Here is a 14,996-nt window from a genome sequence, read left to right as displayed (position 1 = left end):
AAGAACCGCTATGCAAATTACCATGAACACTGTTGTCTCCATGACCTACGAACTTCGCAACAGCGAAGGCGAAATCCTGGAGTCCAGCACCGACCCCGTGAGCTATTTGCATGGCGGTTATGACAACATCTTCCCGCGTGTTGAAGAAGAGCTGCACGGAAAATCCGTGGGCGATACCGTCGAGATCACCCTCGAGCCCTCCGATGCCTTTGGCGACTATGACGAAGAACTGGTGCAAATGGAACCCGCCTCGGCATTCCCCAGTAAAGACCTCAAGGTCGGCATGCAGTTTGAAGGTGAAGACGAAACCGGCGAAGTGATCCTCTACACCATCACCAACATCGAAAATGGCAAAGTCATCGTCGATGGTAACCACCCATGGGCAGGCGAGCGCGTGCTGTTCAAGTGTACGGTCACCGGCGTGCGCGAAGCAGGTAAGGAAGAAGTCGAGCACGGCCACGTGCATGGCGCCGGCGGCCACCACCACTAAGCCTCCGAACTCAGGCCAGCATCAATAGTGCAAACGTGCTATTGATGCCTCCCCTTGATACTCTCAGAATGACTTAAAATAACAGGGGAATTATTTTGGAAAAGGCGTTTGAAGCATTATCTGTAGCCGTGCTGGTGCCGTGCTACAACGAAGGTTTAACCATCACCAAAGTCGTCACCGACTTCAAAAAAGCACTTCCCTCCGCCAACATCTACGTTTACGACAACAATTCAAAAGATGACACCTTTGCCAAAGCGCAAGCCGCCGGTGCCATTACCAAAAAAGAACATCTTCAAGGCAAAGGCAATGTCGTCAGACGCATGTTTTCCGACATCGAGGCGGATGTCTATATCATGGTGGATGGCGACGATACCTATGATGCATTTATCGCCCCGCAACTGGTCCGCTTACTAATTGATGAGGACCTGGATACCCTGAACGGTGTGCGGATCTCCGAGCTCGATGAATCCTACAGAAATGGTCATCGCTTCGGTAACTGGATGTTGACCACCATGGTAGCGAAACTCTTTGGGCAATCCACCAAAGACATGCTCACCGGATACCGGGTTTTCTCGCGCAGATTCGTCAAGTCATTTCCTGTGACGGCCTCTGGTTTTGAGATTGAAACCGAACTGACAGTCCATACCCTGGAACTGAAAATGCGCAGCATGGATGTCGAAACAAACTATGGCGCCCGGCCAGAGGGTTCAACCAGCAAACTCAGCACCTACAAAGATGGCTTCAAGATTTTGTGGATGATCATCAAGCTGATCAAACTGGAGCGCCCTTCACTTTTCTTCTACTCGCTCGGCATTTTGTTCTTCTTTACCTCACTTGCTCTGTTTTACCCCGTGCTGATCGATTACTTGCATACTGGCTTGGTAGAGCGTTTCCCGACAGCCATACTCTCTGGTTTGATCATGGCGCTCTCTATTCTCAGCATCATGAGTGGCCTGATACTGGCGACGGTGACACAAGGGCGAAAAGAAGCCAAGCAGCTCGCCTATATCAATACCAACAAATACACATCCTGACATGCCGTGATTCACGCGCATCAGCGATGCCTCACCAGGGTATGGCCAGCTCCACTTCATGGGTAAGCTGGCTATACCGGGTAAAGCGCTGAAAATAAACGGCCGCAACCATGACGGATTAATACCATGACCAGCAACGCAGTCAGCATCAAGTTTTTAAAGTTCGGTTTTGTTGGGGTCGTGGTATTAGGCTTTGATGCGGTGACCTTCTGGCTTTTGCTGCATGTGATTCCATCCAGCATCATCGCAAGATGCTTGAGTGTGGCGGCTTCCATCTTTTTATCGTGGATCATCAACCGTAGCTTTACCTTCGCCTACAGCCGAGAAAAGCCCACCTTTCAGGAATTCATCAAGTTTGCACTATCCCAATTACCGGGTGCATTGGTGAATGCGTTGGTCTCAGTACTGGCATTTAATTTTCTGCCTTATATCAAAAGCAACCCGTGGATATCAGTCGCGTTGGGCAGTTGCGCTGGCATGGTGCTTAATTTCACCATTGCCCATCTATACGTATTTAAAAACAAAAACAATCAATCACCTACATTATGAAGATCGTACTCAAGGGGGCAAAAAATGAACGAAGGATTGCGCGCTAGATCATCCAGTGAAGCGGTGAAACACTCCCGATGGCCCATCCTGGCTTATGCGCTGCTGGTATTTGCCTTGTGCTGGCCAGCCTGGCTTAACGGCCAAGCCTTTTTTCTGCAAGATACCACCGCCTATATAAAGGGGGCAGCTAGTGGTGTAGCCCTCATTTCACCATCCCCTACAGCCCAGGAATGGCTGCATCCAAGCCATTCAGCACGCCCTGCGCCAAGCCAGCCAGGCTCAACGAATGAACATTCGGATACACACAGCAAGGACTATTCCAGCTCGCCCGACAAGAAAGGCGTTCTGGCAGGCAGATCGATCTATTACGGCATGTATCTCTTCACGATCACGGCCATCTCAAGCATCAATCTTGTCCCTGTTATTACCGCTATTCTGACAGTGCTTACCATCGCCACTGTGAGCCGTTCAGTGGGATTAAATCATCTCCAGACATCAGGTTTGCTTGCCATATTGGTCGCAGTCAGCCCACTGCCCTTTTTCAACAGCATGCTCATGCCGGATGTCTTTGCGGGCCTGGCGATTCTTGCTGCAGCCGCAATTTTATTCATCTCACCACTATATAAATGGCATCGCTATTTATGGGCCATCATCATTCTTTGCGCTGTGTTATTTCACACCGCCAATATTCTTATACTGAGTGGCTTGCTGGTCATAACTCTGGTCATTGCATTTGTCCCACCCGCAAACAAGAAAAGCCTGGTGCATAAAACCGCCCTGCTCTTTGTGATTGTATTGATTGGGATTGCAGGCGAAGTCTTTTTTAATGCCGCAGTTAAGCACTTTACGCATAATGCGCCCATACGCCCCCCCTTTATCTCCGCCCGTTTGATCGCCGACGGGCCAGGGACGCTATATGCTAAAAACTACTGCAGCACGACCGCTTTTGAAATCTGCCATTATCAGGCTGCTCTAGGCAAAGCATCCTCTGATGATTTCCTATGGAGCCTCAATCCTGATATAGGCATATTCACCCTCGCCAGCAAAGAATCGCGCGAGCTTCTGTCACATCAGGATTCCGCATTTGCCATCGCCGTATTCAAGAAATACCCGACCGAAGTATTGCGCTCCACAGCACTGAACTTCCTCTCCCAGCTCACTCTGGTCGGCCTGGAAGAGTTTAATTATCCCAAGCTAATGATTACCGACTTCAGCGAGAAAATTCCCGAGGCCGACTTTAAAAGGCTGCAAGAATCAAAGGCGGGGAAAGATATATTCCCCTTAATCACCTCTGAGTGGCTCATTCTGACCGGTATCATTGTCTCGTTGCTGGTCTATGCATACCATGCACGCCTCCAGCGACGCACACAGCCCATATTCTGGCTCTCGATAGTTATCTTGAGTGGCATACTCATCAATGCATTAATCTGCGGGGCACTCTCTACTCCGCATGATCGCTATCAGGCGAGAGTCATCTGGTTACTTCCGCTAATTGCGTTCTATGCGTACAGTTTACGACACCCGTCAGAGGCTGCAGGCTTCAGTCGCAGCTAATTTCTTAAGAGCCCTTCATGAGAAAAATTTACCTTGATTACCTTCGTGCATTTGCCATCATCGGGGTGATCTGTACGCATGTCACGGTAAAATACTATGGTGATAGTGAGCTGTCTGGCACTGCCACATGGTGGATGGCGAATATCATCAACGCCGCCTCCAGATTTGCCGTTCCCCTATTTGTCATGATTTCCGGTGCGGTACTGCTGGGAAAATCCCAGCCCGTTGCCGAGTTTTACCAAAAACGTGCCTGGCGCATTCTTCCGCCCTGGATATTTTGGTCGGTAGCATTTCTGATTTTCAATTATGTTTTCACAGGTGATCTGTACACCCTGGTATGGTTTTTAAAAGGGGGCATCCTGATCCAAGGCAATACTACAACGCACTTGTGGTATCTCTCGATGTTTGCGTGCCTGATGCTGTTTGCGCCTTATATCAACAAAATCATTCTGAATGAGCCTGTTACCAAGCATGAAGTCAAAATACTCTGCTGGATTGTGCTGGTCTTTCTGATCCTGAATGAGCTTGATCATGTATATGCGCTGATTAAAGACAAACCTATTCAATGGTTTAAAACATTTATATGGTTTGTCCCTTACTTTATAGGCGGCTTCCTTATTGACCGCTATAGCGATCAAATCAAGCTATCGAGTGTGTATATCGTGGTGACGGTTTTGGTAAGCCTGGGGATAGGCATAGGCATGAATTACGGGGTAGCCGATCAGTTAGGAATATTCAAAGATTATTTGGTACTCCGCAATGACGGGGTATTAATTTATTTCATCACGTTTGGCGTATTTATACTTGCCCGCCGACATATGGATAAGATCAAGGCTAACAGACTGATAGGCGCATTATCAGACGCTAGTTTTGGTATTTACCTGATACACCCCGCGTTTATTTTCCTTATTAATCGCTATTTGATCCCCAGTCACTTCAGCACCAACGGGGCAGGCGGCGTGATTGCCATATGTATGACCATCTTCATCACACTGCTTTTATCATGGTTAACCATCTCAATCATGCGCAAGCAAGCCGCATTGCGCATGATCTCCTGAGAGCAGAAATCCTGAACGGGTAAGACAGTTCAGTTTTTGGTTTTATAGGATGCTGCCCCCCAGTAGTATGCGAACTGCCCAAGATAAAAGAAGCGATCCTTGGCGCCCAGCAGCGTCTTAACCGCATACTTGATCGCCTTAAAAAACGCTCGCCGGTATAAGCGCAACCGACTGAGGCTGCAATCCGGTGGTGTCCCATTCACGTAATAATGGTTGTTACCAGGATAATTAGCCTGTACAAACGCGAACGTTTCTCCCGCCTGATAGCAGTACTCATAAATGTAAGAAAGACTCTGACGTTTAAGCGGAATCTGATGCAAGACCTTGGTGCCTGGCACCCACCAGCCTGTAGCCCCGGCTTGCAGCATCTTGTACATGACATCCACTTCTTCCCCAGTACGCTTGTGAGTCGGCGCCACCCCAAGCTGAGGGTTGTAAAGATACTGCTTTTGCTCTTGGGTTCTCACCGCAAAATTAGCCCCCCAAGGGTTAATCCCTCGCTTGAAATCCAGTGGGATTTCGGCATCTCCAAAATCGCGTGTAGCGGTAATACTGCTCAAAGGCCAAATATCCATGGCGCCCCTGAACCATACAGGTATTGGCTCCTCAAGTACCGGAATGACCCTGCCACCAAAAATAACGGCCTCTGGATGTTTATTAAACGAATCCACATATGCAGCCAGCCATTGGCTATCCAGAATCACATCGTCGTCGGTCCAGCAGATATATTTTCCACGTGCCTCCTGCACTCCGCGATTACGTGCATTTGAAAGCCCAGGCACGTTTTCGCGCACGCAACGAATAGGCAAGCGGCCAGCAAAACTCGTGACCACCTCCGCTGTGTTATCCGTACTACCGTTATCGACAACGAGAAACTCCCAATCCAAGCCTGCCGGAATCATCATCTTGCTTGCAGATTCCAGCACCTGGCGCAATTGATTGGCACGGTTTCGCGTGCAAATAATCATCGAAATAAAAGGTTGTGTATTCATGGAGGTGTCTACTAAATTAACTGGATTAGAACGTGGCCAAGGAATCAAGCTTTTCAATCGCATCTTGCGCCGAACTTGCGATTTTCACTTGTGGGTATGTATTTGTCCAAGCGTTAATATACCCCGACACTTTCCCGTAATTATTATCTAAAGCCACATGGGGAATATCCAATAAGGTGGAAATAATGTGAGCATGCAAGCGATCGGTTACCACGCGCTTCCCACGTGAAAGCATTTTCACACCTCGCATCAAACGCCCCTGCGCCAAGGCTTGATAATAATCCAATCGATTGGGCTTACGGCCTTGTTTTAGTGCGCTCAAAGTCGCAATCACTTTGCTTCTTTGATGGAAAAATGATGGATCATCTAACCAATCAGCCCCAAGCGCGTTCAATGCAAAAAGAGGTGTTCTGTCATATTCCGCACGTTCGCTATCATTGCGTAACAGCATAAATAAGTCAGCCTCAGGTTTTGAGGGCTTGGCCAATTCACCAATACCAAAAGCGCTATCGGGTGAGAGTTCAACATGGCATGAGAAATTTTTAACTGCAAAATCCAAGCTGGGCTTATCACGAACCAATAGGTGGAAATCACCGTGCTGTTTAATCAAGTCTGCACAATTGGCAATACTTTCAGGATTATCAAACTTAATTGATTGCGGAAGCTGAATTACCTTTCTCCCTTTACATGCAATCATCAAGTATTCTCGAAAATCCTGATGTTTGCGCCAAAGATCGCCAAAATTTCCACCTCCGTGAATGAGAATAGGTCCTTCTGGCAAAGCATTACTTAAAATATCCAGCCGAAAATTTTCGATTTTACTTATATAGGAAGGATGGTTTCCGGTTATTTCTTTCAGTAAATCAATCTCTCCTACCCAAATAGCACTGTCTCCAACATTAGAATGGTCAGGAAAATCAACCAATGCATATTGAGTATTTTTAGGTAGTAATGGTTGAAGTATTGCTTTTATAACTTGCTTCTGCTGACTAATAACCTGCGAATTTCTACCCATTTTTCGTTCCTAATTTACTTACTTAATTTAGCTTTAATACGTGCTAATGCAGCCTTGATTATTCTCAAGGCCTCAGATTCAGGCCCTAATGGCCTACTCATGATATGCCATAAAAGAACATGAATTGATATATAGCTAATAGCTCCACTAGCGCATAAAACCATTAACTCCAAAACCAATCCACTTGTATTGCTTTCTAGTACTAAAAGGCTCTTGATGCAATATAAGATAGCTGCCATAGAAACAACACTCAGCAAAGATCGTATATTTCCTTTTAATTGAGAAAGTACACTTAAAGGGATCATTTTGCTTATCAGATGCATGTTTATCACTAGAGAAATGGTTCCGGAAATTGCCCTACCGTATACAACCCCCATCAAGCCTGCCATAAACATACCGGCAATAATGATAGGTAAACGAATAAAAAAACTAATAAAGTCCCGTTTGAATAAGACCTTAGTTTCACCTAACGCCATTGCCAAAGGATGAACTTGAGAACCAATAGTCTGTAGCACAAAAACACACGAGATAATCTGGATAACTTGTACTACAGGCAACCATTTTTCGCCCATCAACAATAGAATCAAGGGGTGTGCAACCATGGCAAATCCGACCCCTAAGGGTAAAGCCAAAGCAGTAATTACTCCTTGCGCCGAAACATATGCATTACGCAAACGTATCTTGTCATGCACCAAGTGCTTGAAGCCCGGGAACAAGGTGCTTTCAAGAGGCTGAATGGCCTCTCTCGTGGGCATGGCAGCAAGGTTGTCACCCACGGTATAAAACCCTAGTGACTTGGTGCCGAGGTAACTACCAATCATCAAATGATCGAATTTCCAGTTGATGGTGTTGATCATTTTCCCTAAGGTTAACCAGACTGAAAATGACCAAATTTCTCGCGTGTGGCGATATGAAAATCGTGGCCTGTAAGGAACAACGAGATAGGTTACGATAACACCGACCAATTGGGATGCGACTGTCCCACCCACGATAGCCCAGTAGCTTTTGAATATGAACGCCAGCGTCACCCCCACCACAAAGCCTGCGAGCTTCTGGCTGACTGTCATAACAAACTGTTGCCAAAAAATCAGATCACGTGTCAATACAACCATTTTTGGGTTATTAAATCCTGTCACGAAAATGGACGCACCAATAACCCACATAATCTCCTTCAAACGGCTGTCATGGTAATAATCCGCAACATAGGGGGCCGCACATGCAAACATGGCAGCGATCAGCAAGCCTCTGGTCAGATTGAGACTCCAAGCAGTATGAAAGTGATCCTCACTTGGATTTTTATGATGAATCAAGGCAGATGCTAAGGATAAATCAGTCACGGACTCCACAATAGCCAGTAATGCCATCACAATAGCCACCAAGCCAAAATCTGCAGGAGTCAAAAGCCTGGCCAGTACAACGGTACTGCACAACGCTAAGATATTGACGACGATTTTGGCTGCGCCCAGCCATGCTACCCCTTTGACCAGCTTATCCTTCATGAGATTTCCTGCTACATATCATTGAATAGAATACCTTTTCTGCAAGTCTCTAATATTTAAAAGGCAAAACACCTCAATCGAGTCAACGCCATGGATATGGTAGCAATAATTACACCAGCTCCTTATAGTCCCTTTGGACGATTTTCTTTTGGAAAACTTGCCCATCTGAATTTTTGCGAAAAAACCTTAAGGATTCTTTTATATCCTCCAGGCCAAAAGCCAAGCTTCATAAATTGTAGTATTTCAAGCAAGTCAGGTTGAAAACCATAATGCCTGGCAAACACCTGTAACCATAAACTTTGTTGCTGACGAGGATCTTCTGCATGTTTTTCCATCATGCGACGGCATGCTGCGGTTATGAGATTCTTTTTCCCTACAGATAAGCGGTCTGGCCTGGGGGTTTCATCAAAGATATAACTGGGGATATCCATTAGCCTTGCTTCGCCATAGGTCTTAAGCACCCTGAAAAAAAATTCCAGGTCCTGCCATGCTGGCATGCTCTCATCGAAACCTTGCGTGTTTATGAAATATTCACGTCGGGTAAAAATCTGATTACCTATGTAATTTGACTCAAACAAGGACTGGTAAGCCACCCGTGCCCTGCGAAGCCCCACCCTTTGTTCAGAACTTATCCTGGTTAGTGCTTGAGGAAAAATACAAGATACGGGAGCGGTTTCGTACTTCTCTAGAAAATGCCAGTAATCCAAAAGTGCGGCGATGTGATGAGGCAGAAATTCATCATCATCATCAATCCCAGTTAAAAAATCACCCGTTGCTGCTTTGATAGCAATATTCCGTGCGTGACAAGCACCATGACTATGGGAATTCAAAAAAATCCTCACTCGAGGATCTCTCATTTCAAGCGCTTTCAAATATTCTCGACTTCCGTCTGTCGAGCCATCATCCACCACGAGTAGTTCAATATCCTGGTAGCTTTGAGCAAGTACTGAGTTTACCGCTAGTTGCAGGCTGGCCAGACGATTTTTCGTTGGCATATAGATTGAAACACGCATGATTCCCCCCGGATGTCTTGATGTTTCCCCAATAGTTTTTATTTATTCAAATGTGCTTTTACCTTACCTATCAGAGATTGCAGCAGATTAATGCACTCATGCTCTGGCCCGTGGGGTTTACCCATAAAGAGCCACAGCCCCAATACCACCGATGCATAAGCAACGGTGCCAACAAAAACGAACAGGATCAAATGGGTAATCATTTGGAGGGTGCTGTGACCAACCCCAAGTTGATAATGAGCGACCCCAACGAGCAGCACCATACCTGCGACCCCTGCAAGTGAACGTATATTGGCCAACCACTGCTCGCGAATAGATGTGCCGATGATCATCTTCACTATTGTCATATTCATATGCACACTAACCAGTGTTGACAGCGCTCTGCCGATCAGAACTCCCAGTAACCCCGCAGTCCACAGACCAATGACAATCAAGGGAATTCGAATGGCAAAGCTGATGAGGTCACGCTTGAAAAGTAATTTTGTTTGCCCTTGAGATAAAGCCAGTGGTTGAACAGCAGAGCTGAGGGTTTGAATTGCGACTGAGCCGGCCATAATCTGGATCACGAGAATCACAGGCTCCCATTTCTGCCCTAGAAACAATAAAACGATGGATGACGACAGCAAGGCAATGCCCACACCTACCGGGAGAGCAATCAAAGCGACAAGAGTTTGGGCCTTACGATATGCATTCTTGAGTCTTTGCTTATCGTCACCTATCTTGCTGAATCCTGGGAAAAGAGTTGTCTCAAGCGGGGAAATCATTTCACGCGTAGGCTTGGTGGAGAGATTGTCACCCACCGTGTAATAACCCAGCGCCTTATTCCCCAAAAGGAAGCCCACCAATAAGTGATCAAACTTCCAATTCAGCGTATTTATAATCTGCCCTAGCGTTAGCCAGATTGAAAACGACCATAACTGCTTCGCATGCCGCAAGGTGATTCGAGGGCGGTATGGATATACCAGATAGGAGACTGCGATACTTACCAACTGTGAAACCACGGTGCTTGCTATCAATGCCCAGTAACTTTGGTAAACAATAGCGATCACTACCCCTACCGTGACACCGGCCAAACGCTCAGCCACATTTCGCACAAACTCTTGCCAAAACACAAGATTTTTTGTCAATACCACCATTTTGGGATTAGTGAGTCCATTCATTGCTAAAGTGACGCCTAAAACCATCATGACCGATTGCAAGCGAGGGTCGCCATGAATTTCGGAAATCCATGGCGCAGCCAGACAAAAAATCAAACCTATGGCTAATGATCGTAAGACATTCATTGTCCAAGCCGTGTTGTAGTGAATGTCCGTAGGATCGCGGTGGTGAATCAAAGCCGAAGCCAGTGAGAGCTCGGTGACAGCGCTGATGACGCTCAACATGGTGGTAGCAAACGCGACGAGACCAAAATCATCGGGCGTCAAATAGCGTGCCAGTATAAGAGTACTGACAGTGCTGAGCCCATTGACGATAAGTTTGGCTGCAGACAGCCAAGCCACCCCTTTTGCAAGTTGTTGTTTCATATCCCTTATGGCAGTTAAGCCGTTTTATAATTATCGACTTATTTTTGTAAAAATACTGCATTATTTCTGATTCTTTAAAAGAATATACTATCCTGTGTGAATACAAGCCGTATCAAATAGATATTAGCCTTATGCGTGTAGAAAAGGCCTATTGAAAATCATCTTTACACTTGGTTCAGAAAACTCCCGATAGGTATTCAGCCTAGGTTTTGTGCAACTAATAAAATGTAATTACAGGGCCATTCATTTTGATGAACCACATGGTTAAAACCAATCGCTATCGGAGACCTCTATTTATATTCATCGTATGCTTCTCTCTGATAATGAGCATTTATTGGATATTGGGCCTGAAATGTCAGGCTTCAAACGAGGATCTTTTAGCCCCATTCCAACAGCCATCTCCAAATAATACATTTTCCGATTACAAGCATTTATTTGAATATTTTCTGAATGGGTTTATCACTCATGTGAGCAACGGGGGGGCACGCGCATACTATGGGGGAAACCCTATGCAGCAAGGACCGGAAATGGCCAGTATGGAAGGGTTTACAAGGACTGCACCTTTATTTGCCGCCTGGATTTACGGCCAGCACGGCACACAATACACCCTAGAAAACGGACATTCCGTGGACTTGGTCAATCTGCTGAAGACTGCCATCGTAAACGGGACTAACCCCGAGCATGCAGAATACTGGGGAGCAATCCATGACCATCAACAATCTATTGTCGAAGCCGCTGATGTTGCCCTTGTGTTGTGGTTAACAAAAGAATATATCTGGGCAACATTAGATGAAAAACAAAAAAACAACATTGCAACATGGCTGCTACAGGTAAACGGGAAGAAAATTCCAGACAGCAACTGGCATTTATTTGTCATTCAGGTGAACGCAGTACTGGGCTCTCTTGGCCAGCCTTATGATCCAGATGTCATACACAACAGCTATGAGCGGATAAAGTCGTTCTATGTGGGTGATGGTTGGTTTAAAGATGGCAATCCAGTAGATCATGGTGCCTATGATTTCTACAATGCATGGGCATTTCATTATCAACTTCAATGGATTAATAAAATTCAACCCACTCTGGATGAGAGGTTTATATACGAAAGCCTGCAGGCATTCTCAAGCGACTATCCGTATCTTATCGGCACTAATGGCATACCGATCATGGGTCGCAGCGTTTGTTATCGCCTAGCAGCCGCAGCCCCTCTCATTTTCAGCCAAGCCATTAATCAGAGACCCGTTTCCAGTGGCGTTGCCAAACGGGCGCTTGATGCTACTTGGCAATATTTTATACAGCATGGTGCATTAAGTGACGGGAACATCACGCAAGGTTACTGTGGCAAAGATGCAAAAATACTGGAACCATATTCTGGTCCGGCAAGTTGCTTGTGGTCCTTAAGATCATTGATTGTGGCGTTTTCCCAGCCTATCAGTAGCCCATTCTGGCAGTCTCCACCTGAGTTATTGCCAATTGAAGTCAGTGACTACAAAAAAACCATTCCTGCCATTGGCTGGACCGTGATAGGAAGTAAAAAGAACGCTGACATCACGATACACATTGCCGGCAATCGCATGGGGAAAACGCAGATCGCATTAAAAGAATTAAGCATTTACGACCGAATGATGGAAATAATCACTCAAAAATCAAGAAGACCTAAGAATTATGAAGTTAAATATAATTTAAAAGAGTACTCATCGTCAGAGCCTTACTGCGAGTGCAGGAAAATATAAGGCTTAGGATAAGCTTCGTATCTAAAATCGCTGTCAGCGATTTTTCATTTTCCTCGTTATATGTGTATGCGTCATTCAAATCGCCTTTCCGGCTTCATCTGCCTCGTTTCAATTCTTTCCAACACCCATGCTGCGGGGTCCCCACCCTCCCTTGAAGACAACTGGGATAGCCCAAGGAAAGACAATTTCAATCAAGCATATAGCGAACTCAAGCAAATTAATGCGATGAGTGTTGGCAAGCTTAAACTGGCCTGGACCTTCTCCACCGGCATCACGCGCGGGCATGAAGGATCACCTTTGGTCATCGGCAATATTCTGTATGTACACACGGCGTTTCCAAACAACGTTTACGCGCTGGATCTGAACCATCAGCAGAAAATTCTCTGGTCTTATTTTCCCAAGCAGTCGGACGATATACAGGGCATCCTCTGCTGCGACAATGTGAGTCGTGGCCTGGCTTATGGCGATAACAAGATTTTTTTGCAGCAAAACAATGGCATGCTGGTCGCACTGGATAGTCATAGCGGACAAAAGGTATGGGAAAAGCAGGTCAATGATCCCAAAACCGGGGCCACCAACACCAACGCCCCTTATGTATTCAAAGATAAAGTGCTGACGGGTTGTAGCGGTGGCGAATTTGGTGTGCGCTGCTTTCTGGCGGCCTATGCCATCAAGGATGGGCATGAGGTCTGGAAAGCTTACAGCATGGGGCCGGATGAGGATGTACGCATAGGCCCCGACTTCAACCAGGCTAATCCGCATTACAGCGCCCTCTCCGTTTACGAGGATGTGAATGGCGGCAACAAGGAAGGCGGCGCCTTCAAGGCCTTAAGCAAAGATCGGCTGGCATACCCGGAAAAAAATCTTGGCGTACGCACCTGGCTGAAGCCACAAGCCGCAGGCAATGGTTGGGAGCATGGCGGTGGGCCAGTCTGGGGATGGTTTTCGTATGATCCGGCACTCAATCTGGTCTATTACGGCACCGGCAACCCGTCGGTATGGAATCCCGATGTGCGGCCCGGCGATAACAAATGGGCAATGACGCTGTTCGCCCGCGATCTGGATACTGGCATGGCTAAATGGGGCTACCAGCTCACTCCGCATGACGAGTGGGATTATGACAGCGTAAATGAGGTCATTTTATGGGATCACGGCAAGCAAAAACTGGCGACGCATTTTGATCGAAATGGCTTTGCCTACACACTGGATAGACGTGATGGCACCTTGCTCGTTGCTGCCAAAATGCATCCCTTTGTTAATTGGGCCACGCATGTGGACCTCGCCACGGGCGTGCCGCAAAAAGACCCGCGCTACTCCACGCATGAAGATCAGGAGACTGCCAACATTTGCCCCGCAGCCCTCGGGGCGAAAGACGAGCAGCCTGCAGCTTATTCTCCGAAAAGCGGCCTGTTTTATGTCCCGCTTAATCACCTTTGCATGCGGTATGAAGCCGTCGAAGCGAAGTACGTCGCCGGGCAACCCTGGGCTGGCGCCAGCCTGACCATGTTCCCCGGACCGGATGGTGTCATGGGGGGCTTCATGGCGTGGGATGGACTGAAAGGTCAGGCCAAATGGTATAACCGCGAACCTTATCCCGTATGGGGCGGCGCGCTGGCGACGGCAGGTAATCTGGTGTTTTACGGCACACTGGATCGTTGGTTCAAAGCCCTGGATGCGCGCAATGGGAAGTTGCTATGGCAGTTTCAGGTGGGCTCGGGCGTGGTGGGCAATGCCATGACCTACGCCCATCATGGCAAGCAATACATCGGTGTGTATTCAGGTATCGGCGGCTGGGCAGGCATTGCATTGAATCAAGGCCTTACCCAGGATTCAGACGGCGCTGGCACGGCAGGCGCATTCCGCGACCTCGCGAAATACAATGCCGCGCCGGGCGGAGGCGCCTTGAATGTATTCGGGCTTTAACCGAGCAAATTGCCCAGATAGTCCGACTTGCCAAGCTCGACCCCGTTGTGCCTCAAAATGCCGTACGCCGTTGTGATATGGAAATAAAAGTTTGGCAGCACAAAGGTGAAAAGATACGCCTGCGCTGTAAATGTCACCTCACGTCCCCGCAGCTTGAGTTGAATCTCCCGCTGCGCTGCCCCTTCCAGATGCTGAGGCGTGATGGTTTCAAGAAATGCCAATGTTTTGGCAATGCGTTGTTCTAGCTCGTCAAACGTGGCTTCTGTATCTTCATAAGCGGGAATCTCAAGTCCAGCCAGCCTCGCTGCACATCCTTTTGCCGTATCCGTGGCAATCTGAATTTGACGCGACAAAGGGAACATATCTGGTGCCAGCCGCGACCCCACCAGAACAGATGGCTCAATCGCGCGCGCTTCGGCGTAACTTTTCCCCTTTGCCAGTATGGCACTCAAATTATGCAGGCCGCGCACAAGCAAGGGGATAGAGGCATCGTAAAAATTCAAAGACATAGATAGGATTTCCAATCGGAGTAAGGGTACAAGTATCCCCGGTTTACCGATTCCAGTAAACATAGGCGGTTACAACCCGCCGCCTTATGCCATGGATGAGCACTCGG

Annotated in this window: 13 protein-coding genes; 7 read left to right on the top strand and 6 right to left on the bottom strand. The window is 47.2% G+C overall.

Features of this window, described 5'->3' with window-relative positions:
- Positions 1 to 10 precede the first annotated feature (10 nt).
- From FNL37_RS05240 to FNL37_RS05220, 5 genes are all read left to right on the top strand, one after another.
- A complete protein-coding gene (locus tag FNL37_RS05240) occupies positions 11 to 490 on the top strand; it encodes an FKBP-type peptidyl-prolyl cis-trans isomerase (protein WP_013442585.1) in 480 nt (159 codons plus the stop codon).
- A 95-nt stretch (positions 491 to 585) separates the two neighbouring features.
- The gene (locus tag FNL37_RS05235) at positions 586 to 1,524 is read left to right on the top strand and encodes a glycosyltransferase family 2 protein (RefSeq protein WP_159355378.1); all 939 of its coding nucleotides are present in this window, start codon (positions 586 to 588) and stop codon (positions 1,522 to 1,524) included.
- Between the two features lie 126 nt (positions 1,525 to 1,650).
- On the top strand, positions 1,651 to 2,073 hold the full coding sequence (locus FNL37_RS05230) for a GtrA family protein (protein ID WP_159355377.1): 423 nt from the start codon (positions 1,651 to 1,653) through the stop codon (positions 2,071 to 2,073).
- 24 nt (positions 2,074 to 2,097) lie between these two features.
- Positions 2,098 to 3,627, top strand: coding sequence for a hypothetical protein (locus FNL37_RS05225; RefSeq protein ID WP_159355376.1), 1,530 nt, complete (start codon positions 2,098 to 2,100; stop codon positions 3,625 to 3,627).
- Between the two features lie 17 nt (positions 3,628 to 3,644).
- Positions 3,645 to 4,685 carry an acyltransferase gene (locus tag FNL37_RS05220; protein WP_159355375.1) on the top strand — a complete coding sequence of 347 codons (1,041 nt, stop codon included), beginning with the start codon at positions 3,645 to 3,647 and terminating at the stop codon, positions 4,683 to 4,685.
- Between the two features lie 29 nt (positions 4,686 to 4,714).
- On the opposite strand, the gene FNL37_RS05215 is transcribed toward FNL37_RS05220, so the two are convergent.
- From FNL37_RS05215 to FNL37_RS05195, 5 genes are all read right to left on the bottom strand, one after another.
- Positions 4,715 to 5,677 (bottom strand): glycosyltransferase, encoded by a 963-nt coding sequence (locus tag FNL37_RS05215; RefSeq protein ID WP_159355374.1) that lies wholly within the window; start codon positions 5,675 to 5,677, stop codon positions 4,715 to 4,717.
- Positions 5,678 to 5,702: 25 nt separating this feature from the next.
- On the bottom strand, positions 5,703 to 6,692 hold the full coding sequence (locus tag FNL37_RS05210) for a polysaccharide pyruvyl transferase family protein (protein WP_159355373.1): 990 nt from the start codon (positions 6,690 to 6,692) through the stop codon (positions 5,703 to 5,705).
- 14 nt (positions 6,693 to 6,706) lie between these two features.
- Positions 6,707 to 8,191 carry a lipopolysaccharide biosynthesis protein gene (locus tag FNL37_RS05205; protein WP_159355372.1) on the bottom strand — a complete coding sequence of 495 codons (1,485 nt, stop codon included), beginning with the start codon at positions 8,189 to 8,191 and terminating at the stop codon, positions 6,707 to 6,709.
- A gap of 122 nt (positions 8,192 to 8,313) precedes the next feature.
- Entirely contained in the window at positions 8,314 to 9,204 is an 891-nt protein-coding gene (locus tag FNL37_RS05200) for a glycosyltransferase family 2 protein (RefSeq protein ID WP_159355371.1), read from the bottom strand.
- A 38-nt stretch (positions 9,205 to 9,242) separates the two neighbouring features.
- Entirely contained in the window at positions 9,243 to 10,727 is a 1,485-nt protein-coding gene (locus FNL37_RS05195; protein ID WP_159355370.1) for a lipopolysaccharide biosynthesis protein, read from the bottom strand.
- A 251-nt stretch (positions 10,728 to 10,978) separates the two neighbouring features.
- Here FNL37_RS05195 and FNL37_RS05190 point away from each other — a divergent pair, with 251 nt between their 5' ends.
- Entirely contained in the window at positions 10,979 to 12,457 is a 1,479-nt protein-coding gene (locus FNL37_RS05190; RefSeq protein ID WP_342353785.1) for a DUF2264 domain-containing protein, read from the top strand.
- Between the two features lie 66 nt (positions 12,458 to 12,523).
- Complete coding sequence (locus FNL37_RS05185) at positions 12,524 to 14,380, top strand: methanol/ethanol family PQQ-dependent dehydrogenase (protein ID WP_244948211.1); 1,857 nt, start codon at positions 12,524 to 12,526, stop codon at positions 14,378 to 14,380.
- Here the strand turns inward: FNL37_RS05185 and FNL37_RS05180 are convergent.
- Positions 14,377 to 14,952 (bottom strand): DUF1993 domain-containing protein, encoded by a 576-nt coding sequence (locus tag FNL37_RS05180; RefSeq protein ID WP_244948210.1) that lies wholly within the window; start codon positions 14,950 to 14,952, stop codon positions 14,377 to 14,379. The genes FNL37_RS05185 and FNL37_RS05180 overlap by 4 nt on opposite strands.
- Between the last annotated feature and the right edge of the window lie 44 nt (positions 14,953 to 14,996).

Origin of the sequence: Methylovorus glucosotrophus (assembly GCF_009858335.1) — a bacterium.
Taxonomy (GTDB): domain Bacteria; phylum Pseudomonadota; class Gammaproteobacteria; order Burkholderiales; family Methylophilaceae; genus Methylovorus; species Methylovorus glucosotrophus.
The sequence above is the reverse complement of the archived record's forward strand: the minus strand, read 5'-3'. Positions and strand labels throughout refer to the sequence as shown.

Bases quoted from the DNA above. Each gene is read 5' to 3' on its own strand.
- FNL37_RS05240 (WP_013442585.1), top strand. From the start codon at position 11: ATGCAAATTACCATGAACACTGTTGTCTCCATGACCTACGAACTTCGC.
- FNL37_RS05230 (WP_159355377.1), top strand. From the start codon at position 1,651: ATGACCAGCAACGCAGTCAGCATCAAGTTTTTAAAGTTCGGTTTTGTT.
- FNL37_RS05225 (WP_159355376.1), top strand. From the start codon at position 2,098: ATGAACGAAGGATTGCGCGCTAGATCATCCAGTGAAGCGGTGAAACAC.
- FNL37_RS05220 (WP_159355375.1), top strand. From the start codon at position 3,645: ATGAGAAAAATTTACCTTGATTACCTTCGTGCATTTGCCATCATCGGG.
- FNL37_RS05215 (WP_159355374.1), bottom strand. From the start codon at position 5,677: ATGAATACACAACCTTTTATTTCGATGATTATTTGCACGCGAAACCGT.
- FNL37_RS05210 (WP_159355373.1), bottom strand. From the start codon at position 6,692: ATGGGTAGAAATTCGCAGGTTATTAGTCAGCAGAAGCAAGTTATAAAA.
- FNL37_RS05205 (WP_159355372.1), bottom strand. From the start codon at position 8,191: ATGAAGGATAAGCTGGTCAAAGGGGTAGCATGGCTGGGCGCAGCCAAA.
- FNL37_RS05200 (WP_159355371.1), bottom strand. From the start codon at position 9,204: ATGCGTGTTTCAATCTATATGCCAACGAAAAATCGTCTGGCCAGCCTG.
- FNL37_RS05195 (WP_159355370.1), bottom strand. From the start codon at position 10,727: ATGAAACAACAACTTGCAAAAGGGGTGGCTTGGCTGTCTGCAGCCAAA.
- FNL37_RS05190 (WP_342353785.1), top strand. From the start codon at position 10,979: ATGAACCACATGGTTAAAACCAATCGCTATCGGAGACCTCTATTTATA.
- FNL37_RS05185 (WP_244948211.1), top strand. From the start codon at position 12,524: ATGCGTCATTCAAATCGCCTTTCCGGCTTCATCTGCCTCGTTTCAATT.
- FNL37_RS05180 (WP_244948210.1), bottom strand. From the start codon at position 14,952: ATGTTTACTGGAATCGGTAAACCGGGGATACTTGTACCCTTACTCCGA.